Raw genomic sequence first — 24,990 nt, forward strand, 5'->3', positions numbered from 1 at the left:
AGCGGGAACCTATTTTCTTTATTATCATCTGGATAACTAGATCATGTTCATGCACAACAAGAAGCTGATGTACACGGTTAGGGTCGCCGAACCCAATCCCGCTCTCGCCACCCTGATGCTCGAACAGTTCGGCGGTCCCCAAGGTGAGCTCGCCGCCGCCATGCGCTACTTCACCCAAGGGCTCGCCGACGAGGACAGCGGCCGTCGCGATATGTTGATGGACATCGCCACGGAGGAGCTGAGTCACCTGGAAATCATCGGTTCGATCGTCGCCATGCTCAATCGCGGGGCTAAGGGCAAACTCGCGGAAGCCGCCGAGGAAGAAGCGGATCTCTACGCCAGCATGACCTCGGGCGGAGAAAGCCACACCATGTCCATCCTTTATGGCGGCGGCACGGCCCTGATCAATTCCGCCGGCGTGCCGTGGACGGCGGCCTATATCGACTCCATTGGTGATCCGGCCTGCGATCTGCGCTCCAATATCGCGGCCGAATCCCGGGCCAAGATCGTTTATGAGCGGCTGATCAACGTCACCGATGACGCGGGGATCAAGGACGCCCTGACCTTCCTCATGACGCGGGAGGTGGCCCACCAGAAGGCCTTCGAGAAGGCGCTTTACGCCATCCCCGCCAACTTCCCGCCCGGCAAGCTTCCCGGTCATCCGGACTTTGCCGACAAATATTACAACATGTCCCAAGGAGAGGGGGATGCGAGCGGGCCCTGGAACCAGGGCGAGCAGTGGGAGGTCGTGGACGACCGCGAAGCCCAGGCGGCGGTGGACGGCGGCGCGGGCGACGCCTCGGTCAAGCTGTCGGCGGCTGACAAGAAGTCAGTGCAGGCTTTTGCGGCCCGCACCCAGTCCGACCCTTCAGCCGATCCGATCACTGGAGCCGATCTCGGCGCCGGGCCTGGGGCCGGTCGCACCACGCCTCTGGCGGCTCCGGACTGAAGCGCCGCCAGACCGACGGCGCGGGCGGCCGGCGCCGGCCCGGGCATTGGTTATGAATGGGCCGGCTTGCTTGCGAAGGACGGCGATCACCTGATCCTATCCGCTGACCAGGAATTGTCCGACGCTCAGGCAAGCCGGGGCCTCGCCGGCGTGATCAGAACCTGGCCGAACTCCCACATGGGTCAGTATTACGGGGACGCTGCCTGGCCCTCTTGCAGCCGCCGCCTGGCAAGGCGAGGTGAAAACATAGAAGCCGCGGTCGGCCACGGCGGCGAAAAAGTCCTCATCGTAGACGCGATCCGCGCACATCGGACTCACGGTCTCCCTTCCGGTTATCAGGAGGGCGCAACGAGATCCTTGCGGCGGCGATCCAATGGGTCCGACTCCCGACCCTTTGATCGGGGCGTGGCGCAGGGCTCTCAGTCGTCAATCCCTCGGCGCCGGTCATCCGCGGGTTCGGCTGCTTTTCCTGATTTCCCAGAAATCCCGTCCATGCCGCGCCGACGCAGATAAGAGACGCCAGTAGATGGAGGAGGCTCCCGAACTGCAGGAGCCGCCGGGGTTGCGCAGACCGGCGGCCTGTCGGCGGATTTCACAGGAGCGTTTTCCTTCCCGTTGGGTTTTCGGGTGTCCGGAGCCGCCGCCTGTTCCCGGGCGGGATATGTCCCCGATCCGCCTTTTGGAGGCGATGCGTCCGGAACGCGTCGGTCGCCGAAGCGCTACCGGGAGCGGCCGGCCGCCGGACCCGCGTCCTTTGCGGTCGAAGAGACAACCCCTGGTCAGGTGAGGAATGGACGTGAAATTCTACGAGATCGTCGTCGCCGACGCCCACGGCGCCGAGCGCAGGTTGAGGGTTCCTTCTCCGACGGATGTCCAGGCGGCGGACGCCGCCGCCCCCCTGTTGAAAAGCGGCGATTCCATCCTTTCCATCCGCGAGACGCCCGACGACGGTCTTCAAAGAACCGATGGGCCGCCCTCCAAGACACAGGCCGAGGAACTGGCGCCGACCACGCCCGGCATGGCGGCCCGTCGCGATGCTTCGTGAGCCCTGAAGGCCTTGCCGGCAGCGCGGCCCCCGGCGAGATCACGCTCCGCATCGGGACGGCGGGCTGGGCCATTCCCGCAGGGGTTAGAGACCGGTTTCCGGTCGCGGGCGGCGGACTCGAACGCTACGCCAGCCGTCTCGGCGCCGTGGAGATCAACTCCACCTTCTACCGCCGTCACCGGGTCTCGACTTTTGAGCGCTGGGCCGCCGCCACGCCTGCGGACTTTCGTTTCGCGGTCAAGGCGCCGCGTGAAATCACGCACCGCCGCAAGCTGGAGAACTGCGAAGATCTGCTCGCGGACCTGGCCGTCGATCTCCGCGGGCTGGGAGACCGCCTCGGACCGGTCCTGATCCAGACGCCGCCGGGCCTGGCCTTTGACAAGACCCGGACAGGCGCTTTTCTGGACGCTTGTAAGGCCCAGATCGACGCGTCGATCGTGCTGGAGCCACGGCACGATTCCTGGTTCACGGCCGCTGCGGATCATTGGCTCGCCTCTCGGCGGGTCGCGCGTGTTGCGGCCGATCCGGAGCCGGCCCCGGGTGCAGGCCTTCCCGGCGGCTCCGAGGGCCAGGTCTATTTTCGCCTGCACGGCAGTCCGCACATGTATCGCTCGGCCTATGGAACCGATCGGCTCAAGACCATCCTTCAGCGGGTGGCGGCGGCGGGCGAAGTCGGGGCCGAGCGCTGGGTCATTTTCGACAACACCGCTTCGGGCGCGGCGGCAGCGGACGCGCTCGCGCTCGCTGGGTTGGCACGGTCCGCCCCGCCTGCGGTCTGGTCGTGAGGTTGCGACGACCGGCGTGTATTCGCGAGAGCCGAGCTGCCGCAGGAAGATCGCCAGGACCGCCAGGAAAGCCGTCGACAGACGCTCGCTCCGCCAGTCTGGACGATTCGAATCTGAGCCGGGGGGGCGGCGAGATAAGCGACGGTCCACTGGGCCGCTGCGCCATGCTCCAGCGCCTTCTAGGCGGCCGCTCGCGCGCTTTAAGTCCAGCGGAGCATGAAGGAGGCGAGGAAACGAACCAAGAGCGCCAGAGCGGCGACGAGGATTGCTCTATATCGCCGGAAGGACACCGCCCATGAACCCCCAGCAGTCCGGAGCGCTTTCGCTCGCCTCGACCGCCGCCTTTCAACCGACCCAGATCGACGCCTGGGTGGCTGCCTGAGCAGGAGGAGGCGGGGAGCCTCCTACTCTGCGCGGACGCCAAGTTTGGAGAGAGCGCGGCGAGGGATGTCGCCAGCGTATTTCTCACCGATCTTCGTCGGGACCTGGGGCTCATCGACGATCAGGGGCCCCGCCGCCGCGCGACGGGGCGACGGGGCGAGCGCAGGCTTCGCCTTGGCGCTCTCGGCTGACCGAGACCCCCAGCGCTCGGCCGGCGGTTCCCGAACGGAGAGCCAACGCTGGGGTTCCGCCAAGGCGAACAGGCGTTCGGGCTTGTGTCGTGTTCCCGACAAAGGCTCGCGGCCCCGCTGCTGCGGGCTCGCCCGGCTCTCGACGCCGCCCCAAGTCGCCAGGGGGAAACCCGTGGACGCGCGGCGCGCTTGTTTAGTCACACCCAAGAGGAGCTCATGACCTTGCGCCATGCCCCAATCATCGTCGCTTCCGTCGCCGGGCTTCTCCCCGCCCGCAATCCACAAGGGGACGACGGGGGCGTCGACAAGGCCCAGGACGCTATCTCAGCTCCAGTCGATCAAACCTTCGCCGCCATGGGGAACACTATAATCGGCTATGCGCCTGGCGCAGCCATGAGCGAGATCCGGTCCGGCGATGTCGCTCCTGAGCGGGCCAGGGGCCTGCTGGATCATCTGAGGTCGGCGGGCGTTGCGTATTTCAACCGGCTCTATAGCGACCGGCAGGCCTCCGCCCGCCAGGAGGTCGTGGTCCTGAATCGCGGCTTCACGGACAATAAGGATGCGCCGCCGCTTGCGGCTGATGCCCCGACAGTACCTGCGAAGGTCGTGCGTCACCTGCGGAGGGCGCGGGAAATCCAGGCGGCGATCTGATCGACATGGCTCCTAGGCTGAAGCTCTTTGAATGGTCGGACGGCTTCCATCGCTTCACGGTGGCTGCCTCCTCCAGGCCCAAGGCTCTGGCGGCCTGGGGCATCCGGCAGGATATCTTCGCTTCAGGCCTCGCCAGGGAGGCGCCCGATGCAGAGGACGCCGAGGCGGCAAAAGCGCGACCTGGAGAGGTGATCGAGCGTGGCTTGACCGTCGACATCGGCAAGGCCGGCCGCCGTGGGGCGCCACCCAGGGCGCGCAAGGGAGCGACCCCGGCCCAGCAGCATCGGGCCCAGCGCCTCGCTGAGGAGCTGAAGGCGCTCGATCAGGCGCATGCTGACAGCGCGGCTGCTGTCCGCGCCGAGATGAAAGGCCTTGAAGCGCGGGCCGCCGAAGAGAAGGCGCGGTTTGATAAGACGCGCGCCAGACTTGTTCGAGACCTCGCCAGAGCGCGCGAGAAACTATGATCGGAGGAGGCGTCGACGCCTCGCCGGAATCCGGAGAGAACCCCATGCCGACTGAGCCCAGAAGTACTGACGCGGACATGGCGTCGACAGGATTTCTGAACGAAGACGTCCACGATGGTGATCATGACGCCTCGTCTATTCAGGCCGTCATGATCAACCGGCCCCGATCCGAACTCTACGCCTTCTGGCGGGAGTTCCGGAACCTTCCTCTGTTCATGGCCAATGTGCGGTCGGTCAGCAGCGACGGACGCGACTGGGTCATAGCCGGGCCCGGCGGCATGGATGTCGAACTGGAAACCGAGATCGTAGAAGACCGGCCCGGCGAGAAGATCGCCTGGCGCTCCACGGAAGCGGCGGACGTCGATCACGAGGGTTGGGTCGAGTTCCGCGACAACGCTTTAGGGCGGGGAACCGAGGTCCGCGTCATGATCAGCTATGATCCGCCCGCCGGCGCTGTGGGCAAGCTCGTGGCCAAGGTGATGCAGCGTGAACCGCGCATCCAAGCCCGACGCGAACTTCGCCGCTTCAAACAACTGATGGAGACGGGGGAGGTTTCCACCTCCCAGGCTCCCGGCGCCGCGCCCCGCGGCTGATCATCAAGGACGAATTTCATGCGCGCACTGACCTGGCACGGCAAACACGATGTCCGGGTGGACACGGTTCCCGATCCCGAGATCGTCAATCCCCGCGACGCCATCATCAGGATCACCGCCACCGCCATCTGCGGCTCGGATCTCCACCTCTATGACAGCGTCATCCCCGGCATGCACCGCGGCGACATCCTCGGCCACGAGTTCATGGGCGAGGTGGTCGAGGTGGGGCGCGGAAACACCAGCCTGCGGGTCGGGCAGAAGGTAGTGGTCCCTTTCGTGATCGCCTGCGGCCAGTGCTTCTTCTGCGGCAAGGAGCAGTATTCGGCCTGCGACAACTCCAATCCAGCCGACAAGTCCGACGCCTCCGAGATCGCCTACGGCTATCCCGCCGCCGGGCTGTTCGGCTATTCGCACCTGACCGGCGGCTATGCGGGCGGGCAGGCCGAGTACGCGCGCATTCCCTATTCGGACTTCGGACCTATCGTCGTGCCTCACGGCGTCGAGGACGAGAGGGTGCTCTTCCTGTCTGACATCTTCCCGACCGGCTGGATGGCGGCGGAAAACGCCGGGATCGAGCCGGGCGACACCGTGGTGGTCTGGGGTTGCGGCCCGGTCGGCCTGTTCACCATCAAGAGCGCCATCCACATGGGCGCGGCGCGGGTGATCGCCATCGACCACCATCCGCGTCGTCTCGCCCTGGCGAAACAGAACGGGGCCGAGGTGCTCAACTATCACGAGGTCAAGGTGCTGGAGGCGCTCAAGGAGATGACGGCGGGCATCGGACCCGACGCCTGCATCGACGCAGTGGGCATGGAGGCGCACGGTTTCGCGCCGGACAACATCATCGACGCCGTCAAGCAGGAGACGAAACTGGGCACGGACCGTCAGCACGTCCTGCGCGAGGCGATCATGGCCTGCCGCAAGGGAGGGCGCATCTCCATGCCGGGTGTCTATGGCGGGATCGGCGACAAGCTGCCGATCGGGGCCTTCATGCAGAAGGGGCTGACCTTGAAGACGGGGCAGACCCATGTGCAGAAATACCTGCCCAAGCTGCTGGAGCTGGTGATGGACGGTCAGATCGACACCACGGACCTCATCAGCCATCGCCTTCCCCTTGAGGAGGCCGCAACGGCATACAAGAACTTCCACGACAATCCCAACGAGTGGACCAAGGTTGTCCTCAAACCTTGAACGCGCCTCCCGGCCCTCGGGCTTCTGCGGGCAGGACAAGGGACGTCTGCATTGGCGACGGGCATTCATGGCGGAGCCTGTTGGGAGGAGAAAATATGTTCCGGCTTTGTTCTCTTTCTGCTAGGCGTGGCTTATGGACGTCGCTCCGCCTCGCAAGATCATCCATGTGGACATGGACGCCTTCTTCGCCTCGGTGGAGCAGAGGGACGATCCCGCCCTGCGCGGTCGTCCCGTCGCCGTAGGCCACGCCGCTTCGCGCGGCGTGGTCGCCGCCGCCAGCTATGAGGCGCGCAAGTTCGGCGTGCGGTCGGCCATGCCCTCGAGCACGGCCTTGCGGAAGTGCCCGGAACTGATCTTCACGCCGCCCCGATTCGAGGTCTATCGCGCCGTCTCGGCGCAGATCCACGCCATCTTCGCCGACTATACGAACCTGATCGAACCCCTGTCCCTGGACGAGGCTTACCTCGACGTGACCGCGAACATCCGGGGCTTGCCGACGGCGTCGGCGACGGCGGAGGAGATCCGCGCGCGCATCCTCGAGGAGACTGGTCTGACGGCCTCGGCCGGGATTTCCTACAACAAGTTCCTGGCCAAGCTGGCCTCTGACCAGCGCAAACCCAATGGCCAGTTCGTGGTCCCGCCGGGGCGAGGAGAGGCCTTTGTCGAGGCCCTGCCGGTGAAGCGTTTCTACGGCGTCGGGCCGGTGACGGCGGAGAAGATGAACCGCCTGGGCATCGAGACCGGCGCGGACCTGCGACGCCAGTCCCTAGCCTTTCTTCAGCATCACTTCGGCAAGTCCGGCGCCTGGTACCATGGCGTGGCCCGGGGAGAGGATCATCGCCCGGTCAATCCGGATCGCGAGCGCAAGTCGAGCGGCTCGGAGACCACCTTCGCCAGCGATCTGGTCGATCCGGCGGCGATCGAAGCCGGGCTGGACGAGATGGCGGACGATGTCTGGGCCTGGTGCGAAAAGGCCGGATCGCTGGGCCGGACCGTGACGGTGAAGGTCAAATGGGCGGACTTCCAGCAATCGACCAGGAGCCGGTCCTTCAATGAGCCGGTCGCCTCGAAGGAACGGTTGCGCGAGATCGCCCGGCTGCTGGTGCGATCCCTCTATCCGCCGACCAGGGGCGTGCGGCTTGTCGGCGTGACCCTGTCCAATCTGGAGAAGGCGTCGCCGGGAGCGCCGTCTAGGGCTTCTGTGGGCGAGCTGGCGCTGTGACAGCCATGCTCCAGGCGGACCTGTTCGGGCACGCCCCCCAGCCTGCCGTGCCTCCGGGCTTCGACTATTGGCCGGATGTCCTGTCGGCGTTCGAGCAGGCAGCGGTGGTCGAGGAACTACAGCGGCTGGATTTCAGGCCTTATGAGCACATGGGCTACCAGGGCTTCCGACAGATCGCCGCCTTCGGACGCCGCTATGATCTGGAGCGGCGTCGACTGGAGACGGCCGCGCCGTGGCCGGACTTTCTGAAGGCGCTCCTGGGGCGTCTGACCGGACGGCTCGACCTTGATGAAGGGGCCTTCGTCCAGGCTCTGGTCAATGAATACGCCCCCGGAGCCGGTATCGGCTGGCACCGCGACAGGCCGGTTTACGGGGAGATCCTCGGCGTCTCCTTTCTCGCGCCTTGCGTGATGCGTCTGCGCCGGAAGGACGGGACGGGATGGCGTCGGTCAGCCGCGCCGCTGGCGCCCGGATCGGCCTATCGGCTGTCAGGCGCGGCGCGCAGCGACTGGGAGCATTCGATCTCGCCGATGACGGCGCTGCGCTATTCCATCACCTTCAGGACCCTGGCTGGCCAGAGCGTCTAGCTCGCCGGGATGTCGGCGGCTTCGGGAGGGCGATAAGCAGGCTGAACCTGATTTGCGTGCGCCACTCCTCTGCGTCCGCCGCCCAAGGCCTCTTCAACCCACCGTCGCTCCGTAGGGGCAGGCGATCTCTCTTGACGGCGGCGATGGGGGGACGGTCTTCGTCAACAAAACGCGAGATCTGCGGGAAGCGGAACATAGCATTGCTCTCGATCATTGGCGTTATGGACCCGCGATGGGCTCCGTCCCTTCGGCGGACGGGTGGGCGTCGCAGTCGAAGGGGCGCGACGTCCGCCATTCGCGGTGGATAATCCCGCCGCTCCCGGCTAGGCGCCACGCCCGAATTCCGGACCCGGGCCTGTGCCGGGCCTTAGACACAGGGAGATGGCGGCGGGGACGCGCGACTAAGGAGGCGAGAACCGGGAGCGATCAATGCCCTATCTGGTCACCTATGAAGCCGACGAGAAGGAACTCGCCACCTGCGTGTCCGACGAACGCGCCGCCCGGCGCCTGGCGGCTTCGTTCGAGGCTCAGGGCCTGACAGGCGTGGCCATTCAGGACCCGGGAACTGGAGAAGTGTATTCGCTCCTGGCCTTCGATCTGGGCAGGACGCAGGGGAGAACACAGCCCTTGGCTAGAAAGGTCTTGCAATGAGCGGCTAGCCGACGACGGCGCCTGACGTCAGGAAAAGGACAGCTCAGCGCGCTCGGCGCCGTGCCGCGCGACAAGGCGCGCCGAGCGGCCTCTCACCTGGAGGCGGTCGATTCTGACAGCCTCCCAGCCCGCTGGCAGGGTGATGGGGCGGCGGGCCCAGGTGTCCGGCTCCCCGTCGTTCACCACCAGTCCTGTCAGTCCGTAGCAGAGACCGAGCAGCATGCCGCCGAGGTTAGCGAAGAAGGGTCCGGCCGCGGGTCCGTCGGCGTGATCCAACCGGTATTCGAGGCATTGGTGAAACCGAGGCTGATCGTAGGCGGCGAAACCCTCCTCAAATAGCTTGAGCGCTAGCTCCCGGTCGCCGACCATGGCCGCCCAGACGCAGTAGAGCGCGGGCAGCATGGGCGATCCGACATAGTCGGGCCAGAGCTTGAGATAGAAGCCCAGCGTCTTGCGGCTTACCGCGGGCGAGGCTGGATAGTCATAGGGAAACAGTCCGGCCAGGGGAGAAGGCGTGGCGCCTTTTTCCTCGCGGCGGTCATAGTCGTCATGGGCGGCGATGACCCCGTCGGAGCGCACCGGTAGGTAGAGGTCGTCGAGAACCGCCTTCCAAGCGTCGGGCGCGGTCTTTCGCAGGCGCTCGGCGACCCGTAGGGCGCGCCGGAGAACGTCGGCGCCAGCCATGAGACTGAAGGCGTCGTTATCCGGAGGCGAAGGGACCTCGGCCGGACCCATAGACCGCAGGAGCTCGAATCCCCGACCGGTCCGGCTCACGCGACTCACGAACCAGTCGGCCACCCCGCTGATGATCGGCCAGGCCTCTTCCTCCAGAAATCTCTCGTCGCCCGTGGCGTCGGCGAAGAGAGAGAAGGCCCGGGCCACATGCAAAGAGACATGGTCCTCGTGATGAGCGGCGTCGCCGGCGCCGGGCGCCGCCTCCTGGCCAGTGCCGGGCGCGGCTTCCCACGGATACTGCAGCCCCTGACGATCGGAGAGGCGTGCATTGGCCGCCGCAGCAGGCCGTCCTCGACTCCGGAAGCCCAGCATGGCGCGCGCCGCGTCCGGCTGCATGAGAATCAGGGGCGGGAGGCAGAAAGCGTCCACATCCCACATCACGTGCCCGTAGTAGTAGTGATAGTCCCACCATGTCGCGAGGCCGAAGATCGAGGTGGACGCCGGCGAAGCGGGGTGGGCGGAAGCATTCAAGTAGTAGAAGGCGGCGTCGACCAGCGCCTGATGCCGCGAGCTTGCGCCGACAATGACGATCCGACCCTCCCATATTTCCGCCCAGGCTGCGCGGTTGCAGCGTCTCAGGACGTCGAAACCGTCCCGGGACGCTCGCGCCACGCGCCTGACGGCCTCCTCGTCCGGCCGCGCGTGGAGGGCGGAGGGGACCAGCGCCGCCAGTTGCCGGAAACGCGCAGGTCTTCCGGAAGTCAGCCGGATTCCATATTCTGTGCAGAGGGGCCCTGCTTCACACCAGGTCAAGACCTGACGACGGGCGGCCGCGGGGGCTTCGGTCACAAGGGCCAGGCCGCATTGGCCGAGCGCTTCGGCCGTTTCCCACAGGAGGCTGCCGTCGCAGGCAGGCTCGGGTTCGCCGGGCGTCTCGGTGCGCCGTCGGGCGACTCGTCCCGTCAGCCCGGCGATCGACACGACAGCCCGGAACTTCAGGTCGCAGGGGCCGTCGGCGGTGATCCGAACTTCCTGGGCGACGATCGAAGGGGCGGTGCGGCTGGCGAAGGCGATGACCTCCACCGAGAGGGTTCGGGTCCCGACCTGGTAGGTGAAGGCTGAGTGAAGCTCGGCGGTCGCGAAGTCGTAGGACTGCCTAAGCTCCCCGACGGCCCAGGGCTGCTCGCTCATCCAGACCCCGTCGATCGCCAGGTCCCCCGACAGGGGATAGGGCGCCGCTGCGGCGGCCTCGATCCCGCGCTCCGGGTGAGCGCCGGCCAGGCCGCTGACGAGAACCATGCCGGCGAAAAGGGGAACCTCGCGAACCCTCACGCCGATCAAGCCGTTGCCGAGATAGGCCGGCAGGTCGCCGTTGCGCGGTCCGGAAACGGGTTCGGGGCTCAGGGGCGGCGCGGGACGGTCATCCATTCGGCGGACGCTCCGCCGGCGTCCTGGGGCGGGTCTCTTTCGACCGCCGTCGATCAGGCGGCCTCTTGAAGAGGTCGCCGACCACCGTCGCGTCCGGGCCGTCCGGACCGGCGCGCTGGCGGGACTCCCGGCCCACGCGCACCACGGCCTCGTCGTGTTCGTCAGGCTTGGGCTTGCCGCCTGGCGTCGCGGCGTTGCGCGCCCGTCCTCGGGATTGCTGAGATGTCATGGTCGTGCTCCTGGCCGCCCCCGCTGTACAGACGACCTCCCGACGGGAATTGTTCCTCTCCACGCGCCAGAGCCCCCCTTGTGTCGGGCGCCGGTCTTTGGACTCTTGCCTGTTAGGAAGGGGGCGGAAGCGTCGCTTTCATCGTCGTCCTCCGTCGAGACCTGGTCGAGGCTGTCCTCTTGTTTATGGCGTCGGCGGCGAAGGGCCTTGGACCGGGAGCCTCGTCGGATGACGAGCGGCGACGCTCCGTCCCGCCTTAGATTTGCAGCCCGTGCACGGCGGGAATTCTTGCCGTGGAGAGCGGCCACAGGGTCATGCCATCGAGCTTCCGCACGGGCGGCTCCAAGTGATCCATGGAGCAGCGTGTGCGTCTCGCTCCTTGCCGCATGAATCGTGCTTCGCCGCTTGAGGGGCGGCGTTCGGCGTTGCGCCAACGGGGCGCTGGAGCCGGTTCTGTGTATCGCTCTGGCGAGGCGCGTAGGAAGTGGATGCGGCTCTACGTTTAGCCTAACCTCTTCAAAGCCTTGGGGTGGCAGGCGAAACTAACCCATAAGTAATTCGGCGGCTTCCGGATAACGCTGGGCTAGGCGGGTCGCCCAGTCCGCCGACATAGGGCGAGGGAGCCGCGCCTCGCTAGGTCGGGCCAGGACGAGGGCGGCCGCTTCCCGGTGGGCCGGCCAATCCATGAGGAGCTGCATGGCCACGTCGAAGTCCGGATGGCGCGCCGCGTGGTCGAAGGCCCGATCCAGGGCCGCGACGTCGTCGAAGTCGGGCAGGCGCGAGAGTTAGTTCCGAAGAACGGTCGGCTCGAACAGGCTCCAGCGCAGGTCCTGGGCCTCCTGGCGGTGTCCTTCTGCGTCCAGCACGTCGATGGAGGCGGCCTCCCAGGCCGGGGTCAGTCGCGGCGCGCCGTCGGTCGGGTTGCGGCGGTAGGTCCAGGGGCGGTTGAGCGGTGAAGGCGCCAGGGCGCCTTCCAGGGCGACGCGGGCCTCGGCGACGCGGCCAGCGTTAAGGAGACGGCGGGCCACGTCGGCGGCGACGTCAGGCGATCCAGCCTGCTCCGGCGTGACGAGCGACAGCCAGAGGTCGAGGTCGTCGGCCCGATCAGCGAGGCGGCGCAGCAGATTGAGGCGCCACGGGCGCCAGGCGTTCGAGGATCATCCGACGATGCGTGTTCAGATCATCAATCAGTTCGCCGCGTTTGCGCCAGGACACGCGGGTGCGGGCAGCGGAGATGGCGGTGATGCGCTTGTCGATTTCCAGGGCCAGCGTCTCCGGGCCCATTTCGGCCGCCAATTCGAGCCGAAGCCGGCGCTTCAGATTGGCGTTCCCCGCGGTCGCCTCGACCAGCAACTCCGCCAGGCGGGGCGCTCCGAGACGAACGAGGCTGGCGGCCGACAGCCGGGTCGAGATCCGTGGTTTTCGCGCCATGACGTCTTTGAATGGAGGCGCCGCTTCGCCGTATGCGCCGTCTCTACCACGTCCACGCCGGCGCCGCTTCTCAGGAAAGAAGATCGTCGTGTTTGCCCAAGAACGCACGACGCTTCCTTAAGCTAAACTCTACCAGCGGTGACTTTCTCAGACGCCTAGGGCGGCAAGAAGCCGCGGACCTATCGCGGAGCGCTTTTTCTTAGCGCCAAGGCTCCGGCGGGTATGTTCGGCGGAGCCTTGGCGAGACGGCGAAGGGAAAAAGGAAGGGCGGGCCGGGGCGCTCCGACTCGGAGCGAGCAGCCCTGGAGCCCGTCGTGTCGCAATCTGTCTCCGCTCTCCGCCCGTCCCCTTCTGCTTCCCCGTCCCCATACCCGTCGCCGAATTCATCGACCGACGCCGATATCGATCTCTTGGTCGCGGTCTTGTCCGGAGGCCCGTCCTCGCCAGCCGGCCGGACGACGGCCGCCGGCCTGGTCGACGCCTTCGGGGGGCTTGCCGGGATCGCGGCCGCCGATGAGGCCGCCTTGCGCCGCGAAGGGCTGTCGGAAGCCGAAATCACGATATTGACCCGTGTCCGGGCCCTGGCGGTCGCCATGGCGCGGGCTGAAGCCTGTCGGCGGCCGGTCCTGTCGTCCTGGAAAGCCTTGACCTCTTATCTGCGCACCGCCCTGGCCCATGCGCCAAGGGAACAGTTTCGCGCTCTGTATCTCGATAAGCGCAACATCCTCATCCGCGAGGAGTGGCGGGCCGATGGAACCGTGGATCACGCTCCCGTCTATCCTCGGGAGGTCGTGCGACGGGCGCTTGAGCTCTCGGCCTCGGCCGTGATCCTGGTCCACAACCATCCCTCTGGCGATCCAACCCCGTCGCGGGCGGATATCGAGATGACGCGCCGGATCATCGACGCCGCCCAGGTCTTCAACATCCAGGTCCACGACCATGTGATCGTCGGTCGAGAGGGCACGCAGAGCTTTCGCGCGCTCGGCCTGATGTGAGCCGGCCCATGACTCGCGCCCTCCATTGCATCCTGAGTCTCCGCGAGATCGTCGCTGCGCTGGGCGGCGACCTCCATCATGGCGGTCAGAGCGCTAACGTGCCGGCGCCGGGCCACAGCCAGGCGGACCGGTCCGTCTCCCTGTTGCTCGATGGGGACCGGTTGGTGATTCACGGCTTCGGTTCGGCGGACTGGCGCGCCGTCCGCGCCCATCTTCTCAGGCTGGGGCTGATCGATGCCAGGGGCCGCCTGACGGGCGCTGGGGCGGCCGCCGTGCAACTGCCGACGGGGCCCACAAGGCCGCCGCCTCATGTCCGGATCGCCGTGGCCCAGACGATCTGGGCGAACGCCCTGCCGCTGGCGGATGGCGACCTCTGCCGCCGCTACTTTCGTCATCGCGGCGTCCGCCTTTTGACGACGCCTGCGGATCTGCGTCGCCATCCGGCCGCCCCCGTGTCGGCGTTTCGTCCAGCCGGTCAGACCTGTCCGGCCTTGATCGCGGCGATCCGCGCGCCTGACGGCGCGATCTGCGCCGTGGAGATCGCCTATCTCGATCTCGACGGGCGAGCCGCGCGTCGTCTTCGGCTGCCCCGCAAGATGGTCGGGTCGGCGCCGACCGGCGTGGCGGTGCGCCTTTGCCCGCTCGACGCCGAGCTGCTTGTGGGCGAGGGGGTGGTGACGACGCTCTCCGCCATGGCTCGCTTCGAACGTCCCGGCTGGGCCCTGCTGACGGCTGGAAATCTGGCGCGCTGGTCGCCGCCCCCCGGCGTTCGCCGCGTGCTGATCGCGGGCGATCGCGGCAAGGCCGGGGAGGCGGCGGCTGCGAGTCTCCGCTCGCGCCTCCGGGCCATGGGCACGGGGGCCGAGATCCGTTTTCCGCCGGCGCCGTTCGGCGACTGGAACGAGGTCGAGGCCGTCGCCCGGGAGGAGAAGGAAGGGCCGGGTGGGGCGCCGGCAAGGCGGGGATAGGCTCCGCGGTCGGCGGGAGAAGACTCATGACCCGTTCCGTTTCAACCGCGCCGGCCGCCATCGCACCTACGCCGGCGCTTTGCGTGTCGACGCGCAGCCAGGCCGTCGTTCGTCTCGGCGACCTCGACGTCGCCCCGGAGAACCTCCGCCACGGGGAGGCTCCGGACGACGACATTTCCCAACTGGCTGACACCATCGCCGCCGCCGGCCTCCTGCAGTTGCCGACCGTCCGGCCGGGCCGTCGCGGCGAGGCCGCCTACATGGTCCTGGACGGCCGCCGGCGCCTTCTGGCTCTCCGGCGCTTGCGCGACGGCGGCTTCGTCGACGACGATCATCTGGTGGAGGTCTTCGTCGAGACCGACCGGGCGCGGCAGGCCGCGGCGACCGTCCTGACCAACACCGCCGTGCCTGTCCACGTCGCCGACGTCGTCGCCGCCATCGGTCGGATGCTGAGGGCGCGCCTCGGCGTGAAGGCCATCGCCCGCGCCCTGGGGTATGGCGAGATCGAGATTCGCCGCCTGGCGGCCCTGTCGAAGCTGCCGGCAGTCGCCCTGGAGGCGCTGAAGACCGGGCGGATCACCCTGCGTCAGGCCAGGCTCCTGGCCAGGCTTAAGGACGCCGAAGCCCAGGCGGAACTGGCCCAGGCGGCGTTTGACGGCCACGGCCTGCCGGAGTGGCGCATCCAGGAGCAATTGGGCGAGGGCCGCATCACCAACCGCGATCCCCGGTGCGGCCTGGTGACGCCCGAGCGCTATGCGGCGGAGGGCGGCCGAACGGAGGCTGACCTGTTCGGAGAGCTGCCGTCGGTCATGCTAGATCCCGAGGCCCTGACGCGCGCCTGGCTCAAACGCGCGGCCGAGGTCGCGGCGCCGCTGGAGGCGGAGGGGCTGACCGTGCATCTCAGCCCTGGCGACGACGGCCCGGACCTGCCCGAGGACCTTGAGCAACTCTATTACGCCTACGGCGGTCTGTCTGATGAGGCGACCCTTGCCTACCGCGAGGCCCGTGAACGGGCTCAGGCGACGGCCGAGGTCCTGGCGGCTGTTGAACCCGAGGCGTCGGACGAGGACAAGGCCGGAGGTCTTTTGACCTTTGTTCGGGCGCGCATCGCCCAGGATCAGGCCGGCGCCGGGCAGAAGCTGGCCACGGTCCTGGTGCTGCGTCCGTCGCTGCGGACGGGCCTGGAGGTCGACTGCTACGGAGCGGCGGAGGCGCCGGCCGAACCGATCTGGTTAGCGGACGATCAATCCCATGAGGTCGAGAACGCCGTGGAAGGACGGGGACGGCCGGCCGCCGGCGCCGCCCATGCGCCGCCCCGGGCCGAGGCCCCCGCGGCCGAGGTCGAGGGAATCAGCCACGTCCTGCACGCCACTCGCACGGATACGGCGACGCGGGGGCTGATCCGCGCCCTGGCGGAAGCGCCGGAGATCGCTCTCACGACCCTGGTGGCGCGCCTGTTCGGGGCCATGGCGATCTGGCCGCCGGTTGGACGGTCAGAGGCGGCCCTGGCGATCAGCGCCTCGGCCTTCAGCCCGTCGGGCGGGTGCATCGTCGACGTTCTCGACGGAGTGGTCCGAGAACGGCTCGATGAGCGCCGTCGCGCCTGGGAGGCCTCGGGCCTGACCATGCTCGCCTGGGTCCACGCCATGGAGCCGGCCGAGCGCATGGCCCTCCTGGCGGAGTTGACCGCCCTCAGCCTCGACCTTCGCGAGGATCGGACCAGCTTGGTGCGCAAAGCGGCGCGGAGCGAGGCCGCCGAGATCGCCGACCTCTGCCACGCCGATATAGCCCGCTGGTGGACGCCGGACGGGGCCTATCTGCGCCCGCATTCCCGAGAGCAGCTCCTGACCATGCTGGAGGCCATGGGGGCTGAGACCGAGGCGCCTGCCCGCATGAGGAAGGGGGAGCTTATCGTCTGGACGGAAGATCAGGCGAGGACCCGTAGCTGGGCTCCCGCCTGCCTGTCGTGGGGCCTGGCCCCCAATGACGCCTCCGACAGTGCTGACGTCCGTGATGCACCGGATGCCGATGTCGGCGGACGGCCCGATGTGGGCGAGGCCGAGGGCGATGACCGGACGGCCGACCTGGGCGTCGGCGTCTTCGTGGTTACGCCGGCCGGGGAGGCGGCCCTGGCGGGCGCGGCCCCGGTTGATGCGGCTCCCTTCGAGGCGGTTCCGAACGACGCGGCCGTCTGACCGAAAGGCCGGTTTCGTCGGGGTGCGCCCGGCGGAACCGGTCCCGGAGGGAGGAAGGGTTGGGGGAGGCGAGGCGAAACGGGGAGAAGGTCTTCCCGGCCTCGGATCGCAAGGAGACTGACATGCAGACCATGGTGTTCACCGGCCGGCTCGCGGCCGACCCCCAGATCAGCCCGGACTTCGCCAAGGCGGTGTTCCGGCTGCTCGAGAAGCGCGGCGTGGATGCGGGCGGCAAGGACCGCATCGTCGGCGTCAACTGCGTCAGCTGGGCCAGAGGGCTCAATGAGAAAGTCATCGCCCGCGCTCTGGCCAGGGGCTGCGAGGCTCTGGTCGTCGGCGTCTTCGTCGACACCGCCTACACGGCCCGCGACGGGACCGAACGCGCCGCCAAGGAACTGGTGGTGAACCGACTGACCGTCCTTGACTGGGCCGAAAACCGGTCCGCCGATCCCGACTTGGAGGGAGCGTCGAACACGGCCGACAAAGCCGTCGCGACCGCCCGCCCTCGCAAAGACCGCCGCGCGGCGGCCTGATCCTCGCCTCTATTTCAAGGAGACTGACCATGCAGACCCTCGTCATCGAAGGCTATCTAGCCGCCGACCCTTCCATCCTTTCGGCCCAAAGCTCGGGCCGCAAGCGCGCAAGCTTCCGCGTCCTCGAGACCACCCGCTATCGCCGCGCCGACGGCGAGCAGGGCGAACGGACGACCGGGTTCAACTGCGTCTGCTTCAACGAGGCGACGACGGAGAACTACATCGCTCCCTACGCCCGCAAGGGCAGCCGGGTGATCATCCAGGGCCATGTGGAGAATGACAGTTGGACCGGCAAGGACGGTGCAGAACACTACGACGTGCGGGTCGTGGTGGAAGACATGCGACTAAAGAACAGGCGCTCGCTCGTGTCGACCGAGGCCGATGCAGGCGACGCCTATGTGTCGGAGGCGGACTCGACCGCTCTGAACGACGACATCCCGTTTTGAGGCGATAGACAACGAACATCGATTTCGGGCCTGGCGCATCAGCGCCGGGCCTTCTTCATGACTCGGGAGGGAAGGAAGGGCGGGCGGGGGGTGAGCCGATTGGGCTTGCTGATGGAGAGAGCCGCAATGACATCCCCAATCTGGACACCTGAGAGAACCCGGCAACTGATGACCCTGTGGAAGGAAGGTCGGACGGCGGCCTGGATCGCCCGCGCCCTGGGACCGGGCGTTTCCCGCTGCGCGGTCCTCGGCAAGGTCTATCGGCTGGGCTTGGCGCGGGGACCGGAGGCGCGGCGCGTTCGCACGGTTTTGACGTCGCTGCAAACAAAGCCGCCCCGCAAGGCCGTTTCGATTGACCGCCTGGCCTCTCGCCCCTGTGCGGCATCGAAGAGCAAGGCGGGGGTCGCGCCTTCGGCGGCGGCGACCGAGACGCCGTCCGGTCCGACGGCCACCGTCCTGTCGGTCGGCTTCGGCCAGTGTCGCTGGCCCTATGGCGTCCCTGGCGAGGCGGGTTTCGGCCTGTGCGGACGTTCGGTCGCGCGCGGCGCCTTCTGCGCGGCCCATGCCGCCGTCGGCTACCAGAAGCGGCCCATTTCGGCCGAGAGCCTGTTGAGAATGGCGGGCCTCGGCTGAGGCAGGGCGGCGTAAAACACGATTGCCGCCGAGAGCCAGACAACGACGGCTCGGGCCGTCGTCGTGGCCTGCGGCGCCGGTCTGTCTAGCGTCGCTATCGGCGCGATGGCGCCGAAAGGCGTCCTCGTCCGAAGAGGGACGAGGACATGCCCCCACACAACGCCCTCCGATCCTGTCACGTCACCCCGGCCGTCAACGGCTTCGCCGTTTCCCTCCACGGCCCGCGAGAGGCGGGCCGTTCCGGTGACCGCCGGGGACCCCGACGTGGCCAGGAGCGGGGTCGTTGCGCATGGGGCGCTTCGACATTTCAGAAGGAATGATCCGATGCACAGCTCCAACACCGCCTTAACCTCGCCCTTCGCCCAGAAGTCCGACTCCGCCTTCAACGACCTCACCGCCTCGCTCGGCGATCGACGCCCGCACCCGACCGAGGAAGCCCTGGTTCAGCTCGGGCGGGCCCTCATGACCGAGTTGCTGGACGTGATCTCTGACACGGCCCTAGAGGATTTTCAGACCCTGCTCGGCGAAGCCCTGATCGGCGCCTTCCATTCAGCAGCAGGTCGGATCGAAAGGGAGGCCGACCGGGCGCGCGACGTGATGCGCCGGCTGGATCGCGACTTCGACGGATCGGAAGCGGCGGACGTCGAGCTGCAGGAGGCCACGGCCCGGGGGCGGGCCGGCGATGCAGCGACCCGGGCGGCCGAAACGATCCGCGACGCCGCGGCCGAGACCTGGACGGTCGCTACCGGCGAGGTCTGGACCGCCTGGCGCAGAAGCCGGCGCGGCGCCCATCTGACCGCCGCCCAGCTGGAGGCCAAGCAGGCGATCCGGGCGATCCGCAATCGGCGGGCGGGAGAGGCGGATCCGGGCGGACCGGTCGTCGCCTTCCGGGGGGCGCCGACGGCGGACAGCCGCAGCGATGCGGCGAGGATTTTCGACGCCCTCAACTGGGCCCTGGCGGAGTGGCCGGACATGGCGCTCGCGACCACGGGGGCGAAGGGCGCCGAGAAGCTCGCGATCCAGTGGGCCAGTCAGAAGGGGGTGAAGCTGATCCTAGCGCGGGCCGATTTCGACGCTCACGGTAAGGCGGCTCCCTTCAGGGCGAATGACGACCTGATCGCGCTCGAGCCGACCTGCTGCCTTACCCTGGCCCGGTCTCTGGACGAGGCGAGGGCGGCGGGCGGCCGACCGTTCGGCCCCGCGCTCAATCTCGGACAGAAGGCGATGGAGCAGGGCGTCCAGCATCTGGCAGTGAAGCTGCGGATGCACTGAGAGACGTCACGCATTGGCGACAGGCTTGACCCGCTCGGTTTCGGCCGGGCGGGTTTCTTCGTGTCGTCTGATCGCCGCAGTGGATGGTGGCGCGCAGGCTGGCGGCGAGGCGAGCGTCGTTTGCAGCGGTTTGATCAGATGTGCGCAGTGCTGAGGGCGATGTCTGGAAATCTGCGGAAAGCGGCTTAGGGCAAGATAAAAGGAGGTGTTTGCGGTCTGATCTTTCTTCTATTCTTTCGTATGGTTAGCCGATGAACGTTTGGCACCGGATGACTTGCGGAAAGTTGTCTGGCCTGGTTAGTCGGCGGCTCGTCCAGGAGGCGCGACATGCTCATTCGCGAGGCGATCGAGACCCGGTTGTCAATCGGCGCCGCGCCGGACGCCGAGGGTGTCCAGGTGCGCCTTCCTCGGTCCCTGAAGACCGACCGGGCGCCGGTGCGCGTGGGCATGTACCAGCGGCTGTCGGCCTCGCGGCAGTTCGCTCTCGGCGATCGTTCGGGCGTGCTCAGGACGGCGCTGGGCCGGTCAGGTCGCGCCTTCCGAATGGATGTCCGCCAGCGCGTCATCGTGAAGGCCCTGGTGTCGCGGCATGTGGGAAAGGGTGCCGTGCGGGCAGGGGCGTTGGCGTCGCACGTCGCTTATCTCGGCCGGCCGGGCGCGGGCGCGGATGGCGCGCGCCCGGGCTTCTTTGGCCGCACCAACGACGACGTGGAAGCGTCTCTCGTGACGCGAGGCTGGAGCGGGGACCGTCATCATTTCCGCTTCATCGTTTCGCCCGAGCACGGCGACCGGATCGCCGACCTGAGGGGGTATGTGCGGGAGGTGATGGCGCGCGTATCGGCCGATCTGGGCGAGTCGGATCTGCGCTGGGTCGCGACCTGTCACTACGATACGGATCAGCCACACGCCCATGTCCTCGTACGGGGGCGAAGGGCGGATGGACGCGATCTGGTTATTCCCCGGGCCTATATGGGCTACGGCTTCCGGGCGCGGGCGCAGGAGGTTGCGCAGGAACGGTTGGGCGACCTGTCGCGCGTGGAGGCGGAGCGGCGCGTCTGGAAGGAAACCCATGCGGATCGGTTCACCACGTTTGATCGGCGCCTGTTGGCGGCGGCGGATGAAGGGTGGACGGTCGATGACGGGGTAGGCGCCAATGACGCCTGGGCGGCGCTGACCCGCGGGCGCCTACGGTATCTGGAGGGACTTGGGCTCGCCACGCGGACAGGGCGGCGATACCGACTCGATCCGGAGATCGAGACGAAGTTACGCAAGCTTCAGGCGCGCCGAGACGTAATCAGAACGATGAACCAGCGTCGCCTGGAAGGGGCGCGAGAGGTGCGGCAGTTCGGGGAGGGGCGGGTGAAGGGCGTGGTGATGAAGGCCGGGTTTCACGATGAAGTCGGTGCGACGCCATTCATGGTTGTGAAGGATGGTGACGGGATTGAGCACTATGCCCGGTTAAAGGCGGGTTCTCGGCCATTGGCCATGGGGGAGACGGTGATGCTGACCCCCGGTTCAAACGGATTGGCGATGGCGGCGGCGCTAAAAGTGCGGGGCGTGGAGTTATGACAAGCTTAGCTGCCGCCGTCCTGGGGCCGGTTCTGACTCAACGCGGACGTTGAAAAGGTCCGGTTCTAGGCCTGCTGCAAAATACATTAAGGCGGACGGCAAAACAGAAACCCGTCTTTCTTCATCCACGATGAGCCAAGCTTGGGAAGGCCCCTGTGGCGTCTCGACGGTCAACCAAAAGCCGCGCGTATCCACGATAACGAAGACCAAAGGTCGTCCGTGGGTTTCCGTCCCGGCGCGTTAGCCGCATGGCGACCTCTAAAAGTGATATGGGCGCGCCCGCCCGCCCATATCATTCAATTGGCACGATGGGCTGCTGGCGCTTCTCGGTCATCACACGAGCGGCATTCCTGGCCACAAAGGCGTGCAGGGTCGCTGGCCCTCCGTCCAGATAGGCCCTGACGACCGGGCCGTTGATCAGCAGAAACTGTAGATGCGTGGAGGCCGTAATTTCGCGTGCGTAGTTGATGGCTTCGCGTGAAAAGTCGGAAGTCGTGACGACGGCGACAACATGCGACTTGCCGTAGATCGCCAGTCCGACCTCCTTGGCGACATCCCCCAGGCTCACGTTGGACTTCACGCACTTGCACTGGATGTTCCAGCGCGAGAACAGCAGTTGCGTACCCTCAGCGGTGAGGTCGACCTCGGCGTAGGCCGTATCCTTGCTGCGTTGACGGAAGGACCGCGGCTGAAGGCCAAGGTCGATCATCATCCGTAAGGCGAGCAGTTCCAGTCCAAGACCGCGATCGAAAGTCGCTTCGCTTAGCAACAGCCGCTGGATATCCGAGCGCGGCATGTCGATCTTGTCGCGCAGATCCGCCGGCACGACCTCATCGAAATCAGGCACAACGGCACTAAAAGGCACTTCCAGGAGTTTGGATGTCGCGGTCACCATCCCGCTCTTGGCGCCACGACCACCCGTTCGTGCTGTCAACTCGACCCAGCCCGCCGCCTCAAGCGGGCGCAGCACCTTCTTACTGAGTTGATCCTCGTGGAACTGGGTCGGATAGTCGCGCAAACACTCGTCGGTGACGAGTTTGGATGGAACGGTGTGGGCCGCCTCCGCCTCGGCGAGGCGGCGCAGGATTTTCAAGAAGATCTGCTGCTCGAGAGGAAGGGATGCGATCTCTGCACGCTCCTCCGAAGTCACGCCCAAGACGCGCTTTAGAGCGGCGTCGACAGGAAGATAGTTCGCGGACTTATCTAGCAGACCGGCCGCGGCCATCCAGTTCATGAGCGTCGTGTGATCGGTCGTCGCCGCAGAGAGCCCCTCCACTCCGAGAAGCTGAAGCTCGCGTTTCAGGCTGACTTTGCTGACCGGCTCGGCCCGCCGGTTCAGTGCCCGCACGGCCTCGATGATCATCATGCCGTTGCGGGTCTCAACAACATGTGCGCTAAGCGCCTCAGCGCCGGCGAGCGGCGTCGCTGCGGCCGCGATGACCTCGCCTTTCGGCGTCAGAGCGCAGGTCTTGCGGTCAAACAAACCTAAGCTGGTCAAGGTCGCGGGAATGTTGGTGCTGGCACGCTTATTGTCAGCACCTTTGAAATAGTCGTTCGCCCAGGCTGACACGACGGCGGAGAAATCCGGCGCGAGCCTTTGCAACGTCAGGAGAGGCTGACGCACATCGCCAATGATCCCCGGGGAGAAGTCGTTGAACGATGGCAACCTCACGCCGCCGCCTCCAACCGTCCCAGAAGATGGGCCGACAGTTGCCCGCCGACGGCTTCGGCTAGGCGCGGCGGAACCGCATTGCCGATCTGGCGCCATTGCTGCTCGATCGTGCCGGCGAGGTCGAAATCGTCGGGGAAGGTTTGCAAGCGTTTGATCTCCTCGATCCGGAGAATGCGGCTGCGCCAGTGGAAGGGCCCCATATTATTTGAGCGTCGCGCCTGGATGGTCCAAGACGGCATGTCCGGGCTTAGCTTCAAGAGGAAAGACCAATAGCGACCGCGCCATTTGAACCGGGGCTCGGGGTGACCGCGCTTCTCTGTGAAGAAGAGATAGTTGTCGCCGGGCGGCACCAACTTCAGCAGATCGTTATGTTGACCGCCGGCGTAATGGCCCTTGTCGCTCGCCGCTTCCTCCGTATCGAGATCGGCTAGGACTGCGCCAGCCGTCACCCAAGGCTTGAGATCTTCCAACGGCTCTTTCGAGTGGGTCGGTGAAGGAAGGGTGAGGGCGCCATCTAGCGAGCCCAGGACAAAGCACCGTTCTCGGATCTGAGGCACGCCAAAGTCCGCAGCGTTCAAGACACCCCAGGTGACCTTGTAACCCAGGCCTTCAGCCCGGCCGATAATGGTGTCGAGCGCCTCGCGGTGGACGTTGTAGGCTAGGCCTTTGACGTTTTCCATCAGGAAGGTCCGGGGGCGGAACCATTCTAAGGTCTTCAAGAAACCATCGACGGTTTCCCAGCCGTTCGGGTCGTCAAGGGCCCTAGGCATGTCCTGGCGATAGAAGCGGCTCTTCGAGAATGGCGGGCAGGGGGGGCCGCCGGCGATCAGATCAATGTCGCCGATCTTGCCGCCCATGGCGTCCACGAAATCCTGTCGGGAAAACCGTCCGATCCGGCCGGTGAGGAACGGCGTCTTTGGAAAGTTGCGTTCAAAGGTCTCGGTGCAAAGCGGCTCGCTGTCCGTCGCGAGCACGGTTCGAAAGCCCGCCGAATGCAGGCCGAGATCCAAACCGCCGCAGCCGCTGAACAGGCTGATGCTGCGCAAAGTCTGCGTGCTCCGGCTCACGTGACAGCCTCCGCCACGGCGCGCACCATCGCGGCCGCCATCGGCGGCGGAACTGCGTTGCCGATTTGGCGAACGCGATCGCGGCGAGATCCGGCGAATTGATATCCACGCGGGAAACCTTGCAGAGCGGCCATCTCGACCGTCCTCAGACGTCGCGTGTCCCAGTGGAAGGGGCCGGTCCAAGGTCCTGGTGAGGCTGCGATTGTCCAAGACGGGCGCTCAGGGGCGAGCTTTAACAGGAAGTTCCAGAACCGAGTCTCGGTCACGAAGCTCGGGTGGGGATGGCCGGCCCAGGCGGTGTGAGCCTTGTAGTTCGAGCCCGGAGGCACGGTCTTGAGATGCTCGGCCCAGCGGCCCGTCACCACTTCTTCCGGCTCGAAGTAATCCGCGCCATCCAGGCCTTCGAGCGCCGCACCGGCGGTCGCCGGCGCCTTCAGCCCCGTAGCCCTGTCGGAGGTCATAGCATGGGTCGCAGACGGCGCGACCGGCTTGCGCTTGCGCGAGCCCAGGAGGAAGACCCGCTCACGAGTTTGGGCCACACCGAAATGAGCTGCGTTGCCCAGGGTTTCGGTCACCTCATAGCCCGCAGCCTCGGCGGCGGCTCGGAACCCTTCCAGCACCGGCCTATTGCGGGGATGGCGGATCGAGGGGACGTTTTCGAAGACGAACCCGTCGGCGTTGGATTCAAAGATTAGCCGCCAAAACTCTTCCACGAGGGTACGCCGTTCATCCGGGCGTGCCTCAGTCGGAGCGGCGGGACGCAGCACCGACTCACCGGCGGCTCGGGCGCGCCGGTAGCGAGACTCTTCGCCATCTTCGACCCAATACGCGGCTTTAGAGAACGGCTGGCAGGGCGCGCCGCCGACGACAATCAGCGGATCTTTGGCTTTCAGCTTTGCGGCCTGGCGTAGGTCATCTCCAGTGAGTTTGGCGACATCCGCCTGCAGGACCTGGCCGTGATAGCCGTCATTGAGCCGCATCGTCTCGCAGGCCTTAAGGTCGAGCTCGAAGGCGGCCCGCACGTCACACCCAGCCGAAGTCGCTCCCACGCTGAGACCGCCAGCGCCAGCGAAAAGGTCCACGGTAGGGATCCCGAATTTGCGGGTCATTGGCAGGCGTACTCATGGAACGTAAATAGAACTTTGCTGCTACCACGATTCACTGAAG

23 protein-coding genes and 1 pseudogene are annotated in these 24,990 nt (G+C 66.8%); 18 read left to right on the forward strand and 6 right to left on the reverse strand.

Annotation, left to right across the window (positions count from 1 at the left end):
* The first annotated feature begins 43 nt into the window (after positions 1-43).
* The 10 genes from DA69_RS04235 (at position 44) to DA69_RS04285 (ending at position 8,710) form a co-directional block, all read left to right on the forward strand.
* A complete protein-coding gene (locus tag DA69_RS04235) occupies positions 44-949 on the forward strand; it encodes a manganese catalase family protein (protein ID WP_025977309.1) in 906 nt (301 codons plus the stop codon).
* A gap of 796 nt (positions 950-1,745) precedes the next feature.
* Positions 1,746-1,994, forward strand: coding sequence for a hypothetical protein (locus tag DA69_RS04240; protein WP_025977308.1), 249 nt, complete (start codon positions 1,746-1,748; stop codon positions 1,992-1,994).
* Positions 1,991-2,779, forward strand: coding sequence for a DUF72 domain-containing protein (locus DA69_RS04245; RefSeq protein ID WP_235599213.1), 789 nt, complete (start codon positions 1,991-1,993; stop codon positions 2,777-2,779). Before DA69_RS04240 ends, DA69_RS04245 begins: the two co-directional genes overlap by 4 nt.
* Positions 2,780-3,567: 788 nt before the next feature.
* Positions 3,568-4,002 carry a hypothetical protein gene (locus tag DA69_RS04255; RefSeq protein WP_064108275.1) on the forward strand — a complete coding sequence of 145 codons (435 nt, stop codon included), beginning with the start codon at positions 3,568-3,570 and terminating at the stop codon, positions 4,000-4,002.
* Positions 4,003-4,007: 5 nt separating this feature from the next.
* The gene (locus DA69_RS04260) at positions 4,008-4,466 is read left to right on the forward strand and encodes a hypothetical protein (protein WP_025977305.1); all 459 of its coding nucleotides are present in this window, start codon (positions 4,008-4,010) and stop codon (positions 4,464-4,466) included.
* A gap of 77 nt (positions 4,467-4,543) precedes the next feature.
* Positions 4,544-5,059: an SRPBCC family protein gene (locus tag DA69_RS04265; RefSeq protein WP_025977304.1), complete on the forward strand. Its 516-nt coding sequence runs from the start codon at positions 4,544-4,546 to the stop codon at positions 5,057-5,059.
* A gap of 18 nt (positions 5,060-5,077) precedes the next feature.
* Positions 5,078-6,250 carry a zinc-dependent alcohol dehydrogenase gene (locus DA69_RS04270; RefSeq protein ID WP_029972524.1) on the forward strand — a complete coding sequence of 391 codons (1,173 nt, stop codon included), beginning with the start codon at positions 5,078-5,080 and terminating at the stop codon, positions 6,248-6,250.
* 133 nt (positions 6,251-6,383) lie between these two features.
* Complete coding sequence (dinB, locus tag DA69_RS04275) at positions 6,384-7,472, forward strand: DNA polymerase IV (protein WP_025977303.1); 1,089 nt, start codon at positions 6,384-6,386, stop codon at positions 7,470-7,472.
* Positions 7,473-7,477: 5 nt separating this feature from the next.
* Positions 7,478-8,059 (forward strand): alpha-ketoglutarate-dependent dioxygenase AlkB, encoded by a 582-nt coding sequence (locus DA69_RS04280; RefSeq protein ID WP_025977302.1) that lies wholly within the window; start codon positions 7,478-7,480, stop codon positions 8,057-8,059.
* A 429-nt stretch (positions 8,060-8,488) separates the two neighbouring features.
* Positions 8,489-8,710 carry a hypothetical protein gene (locus DA69_RS04285; protein ID WP_025977301.1) on the forward strand — a complete coding sequence of 74 codons (222 nt, stop codon included), beginning with the start codon at positions 8,489-8,491 and terminating at the stop codon, positions 8,708-8,710.
* Positions 8,711-8,737: 27 nt separating this feature from the next.
* On the opposite strand, the gene DA69_RS04290 is transcribed toward DA69_RS04285, so the two are convergent.
* The 3 genes and pseudogenes from DA69_RS04290 to DA69_RS14860 form a co-directional block, all read right to left on the reverse strand.
* Positions 8,738-10,813 carry a glycoside hydrolase family 65 protein gene (locus DA69_RS04290; protein WP_025977300.1) on the reverse strand — a complete coding sequence of 692 codons (2,076 nt, stop codon included), beginning with the start codon at positions 10,811-10,813 and terminating at the stop codon, positions 8,738-8,740.
* A 771-nt stretch (positions 10,814-11,584) separates the two neighbouring features.
* Positions 11,585-12,166, reverse strand: a pseudogene (locus DA69_RS15070) (DUF6880 family protein).
* Positions 12,147-12,581 carry a DUF6880 family protein gene (locus tag DA69_RS14860; protein WP_235599214.1) on the reverse strand — a complete coding sequence of 145 codons (435 nt, stop codon included), beginning with the start codon at positions 12,579-12,581 and terminating at the stop codon, positions 12,147-12,149. The pseudogene DA69_RS15070 and the gene DA69_RS14860 overlap by 20 nt, the downstream one beginning before the upstream one ends.
* Positions 12,582-12,787: 206 nt before the next feature.
* On the opposite strand from DA69_RS14860, the gene radC reads away from it, so the two are divergent.
* From radC to DA69_RS04335, 8 genes are all read left to right on the forward strand, one after another.
* Entirely contained in the window at positions 12,788-13,468 is a 681-nt protein-coding gene (radC, locus tag DA69_RS04300) for a RadC family protein (protein ID WP_082891437.1), read from the forward strand.
* An 8-nt stretch (positions 13,469-13,476) separates the two neighbouring features.
* Positions 13,477-14,436, forward strand: a complete 960-nt coding sequence (locus tag DA69_RS04305) for a DUF7146 domain-containing protein (RefSeq protein WP_235599216.1) — start codon at positions 13,477-13,479, stop codon at positions 14,434-14,436.
* A gap of 26 nt (positions 14,437-14,462) precedes the next feature.
* On the forward strand, positions 14,463-16,631 hold the full coding sequence (locus DA69_RS04310) for a ParB/RepB/Spo0J family partition protein (protein ID WP_025977295.1): 2,169 nt from the start codon (positions 14,463-14,465) through the stop codon (positions 16,629-16,631).
* A 122-nt stretch (positions 16,632-16,753) separates the two neighbouring features.
* Positions 16,754-17,164, forward strand: coding sequence for a single-stranded DNA-binding protein (locus DA69_RS04315; protein WP_025977294.1), 411 nt, complete (start codon positions 16,754-16,756; stop codon positions 17,162-17,164).
* A 29-nt stretch (positions 17,165-17,193) separates the two neighbouring features.
* A complete protein-coding gene (locus tag DA69_RS04320) occupies positions 17,194-17,610 on the forward strand; it encodes a single-stranded DNA-binding protein (protein WP_025977293.1) in 417 nt (138 codons plus the stop codon).
* 126 nt (positions 17,611-17,736) lie between these two features.
* Positions 17,737-18,243, forward strand: coding sequence for a GcrA family cell cycle regulator (locus DA69_RS04325; RefSeq protein ID WP_025977292.1), 507 nt, complete (start codon positions 17,737-17,739; stop codon positions 18,241-18,243).
* Positions 18,244-18,567: 324 nt separating this feature from the next.
* Positions 18,568-19,515, forward strand: a complete 948-nt coding sequence (locus tag DA69_RS04330) for a DUF2493 domain-containing protein (protein ID WP_025977291.1) — start codon at positions 18,568-18,570, stop codon at positions 19,513-19,515.
* Positions 19,516-19,842: 327 nt separating this feature from the next.
* Complete coding sequence (locus DA69_RS04335; RefSeq protein WP_025977290.1) at positions 19,843-21,084, forward strand: DUF3363 domain-containing protein; 1,242 nt, start codon at positions 19,843-19,845, stop codon at positions 21,082-21,084.
* A gap of 292 nt (positions 21,085-21,376) precedes the next feature.
* Here DA69_RS04335 and DA69_RS04340 read toward each other — a convergent pair whose 3' ends face one another.
* The 3 genes from DA69_RS04340 to DA69_RS04350 are packed head-to-tail and all read right to left on the reverse strand — an operon-like array spanning position 21,377 to position 24,932.
* Positions 21,377-22,756, reverse strand: a complete 1,380-nt coding sequence (locus DA69_RS04340; RefSeq protein WP_025977289.1) for a restriction endonuclease — start codon at positions 22,754-22,756, stop codon at positions 21,377-21,379.
* Positions 22,753-23,823 (reverse strand): DNA cytosine methyltransferase, encoded by a 1,071-nt coding sequence (locus DA69_RS04345; RefSeq protein WP_201105638.1) that lies wholly within the window; start codon positions 23,821-23,823, stop codon positions 22,753-22,755. The genes DA69_RS04340 and DA69_RS04345 overlap by 4 nt, the downstream gene beginning before the upstream one ends.
* Positions 23,820-24,932, reverse strand: coding sequence for a DNA cytosine methyltransferase (locus tag DA69_RS04350; protein WP_025977287.1), 1,113 nt, complete (start codon positions 24,930-24,932; stop codon positions 23,820-23,822). The genes DA69_RS04345 and DA69_RS04350 overlap by 4 nt, the downstream gene beginning before the upstream one ends.
* Positions 24,933-24,990: the final 58 nt, after the last annotated feature.

The organism is Brevundimonas naejangsanensis, from assembly GCF_000635915.2.
GTDB lineage: Bacteria > Pseudomonadota > Alphaproteobacteria > Caulobacterales > Caulobacteraceae > Brevundimonas > Brevundimonas sanguinis.

What these genes read in the sequence shown, in the direction of transcription:
- DA69_RS04285 (WP_025977301.1), top strand. Translation starts at nt 8,489, where the DNA reads ATGCCCTATCTGGTCACCTATGAAGCCGACGAGAAGGAACTCGCCACC.
- DA69_RS04260 (WP_025977305.1), top strand. Translation starts at nt 4,008, where the DNA reads ATGGCTCCTAGGCTGAAGCTCTTTGAATGGTCGGACGGCTTCCATCGC.
- DA69_RS04255 (WP_064108275.1), top strand. Translation starts at nt 3,568, where the DNA reads ATGACCTTGCGCCATGCCCCAATCATCGTCGCTTCCGTCGCCGGGCTT.
- DA69_RS04305 (WP_235599216.1), top strand. Translation starts at nt 13,477, where the DNA reads ATGACTCGCGCCCTCCATTGCATCCTGAGTCTCCGCGAGATCGTCGCT.
- DA69_RS04315 (WP_025977294.1), top strand. Translation starts at nt 16,754, where the DNA reads ATGCAGACCATGGTGTTCACCGGCCGGCTCGCGGCCGACCCCCAGATC.
- DA69_RS04290 (WP_025977300.1), bottom strand. Translation starts at nt 10,813, where the DNA reads ATGGATGACCGTCCCGCGCCGCCCCTGAGCCCCGAACCCGTTTCCGGA.
- DA69_RS04320 (WP_025977293.1), top strand. Translation starts at nt 17,194, where the DNA reads ATGCAGACCCTCGTCATCGAAGGCTATCTAGCCGCCGACCCTTCCATC.
- DA69_RS04235 (WP_025977309.1), top strand. Translation starts at nt 44, where the DNA reads ATGTTCATGCACAACAAGAAGCTGATGTACACGGTTAGGGTCGCCGAA.
- DA69_RS04325 (WP_025977292.1), top strand. Translation starts at nt 17,737, where the DNA reads ATGACATCCCCAATCTGGACACCTGAGAGAACCCGGCAACTGATGACC.
- DA69_RS04350 (WP_025977287.1), bottom strand. Translation starts at nt 24,932, where the DNA reads ATGACCCGCAAATTCGGGATCCCTACCGTGGACCTTTTCGCTGGCGCT.
- DA69_RS04335 (WP_025977290.1), top strand. Translation starts at nt 19,843, where the DNA reads ATGCTCATTCGCGAGGCGATCGAGACCCGGTTGTCAATCGGCGCCGCG.
- dinB (WP_025977303.1), top strand. Translation starts at nt 6,384, where the DNA reads ATGGACGTCGCTCCGCCTCGCAAGATCATCCATGTGGACATGGACGCC.
- DA69_RS04265 (WP_025977304.1), top strand. Translation starts at nt 4,544, where the DNA reads ATGGCGTCGACAGGATTTCTGAACGAAGACGTCCACGATGGTGATCAT.
- DA69_RS04330 (WP_025977291.1), top strand. Translation starts at nt 18,568, where the DNA reads ATGCACAGCTCCAACACCGCCTTAACCTCGCCCTTCGCCCAGAAGTCC.
- DA69_RS04310 (WP_025977295.1), top strand. Translation starts at nt 14,463, where the DNA reads ATGACCCGTTCCGTTTCAACCGCGCCGGCCGCCATCGCACCTACGCCG.
- DA69_RS04280 (WP_025977302.1), top strand. Translation starts at nt 7,478, where the DNA reads ATGCTCCAGGCGGACCTGTTCGGGCACGCCCCCCAGCCTGCCGTGCCT.
- DA69_RS04270 (WP_029972524.1), top strand. Translation starts at nt 5,078, where the DNA reads ATGCGCGCACTGACCTGGCACGGCAAACACGATGTCCGGGTGGACACG.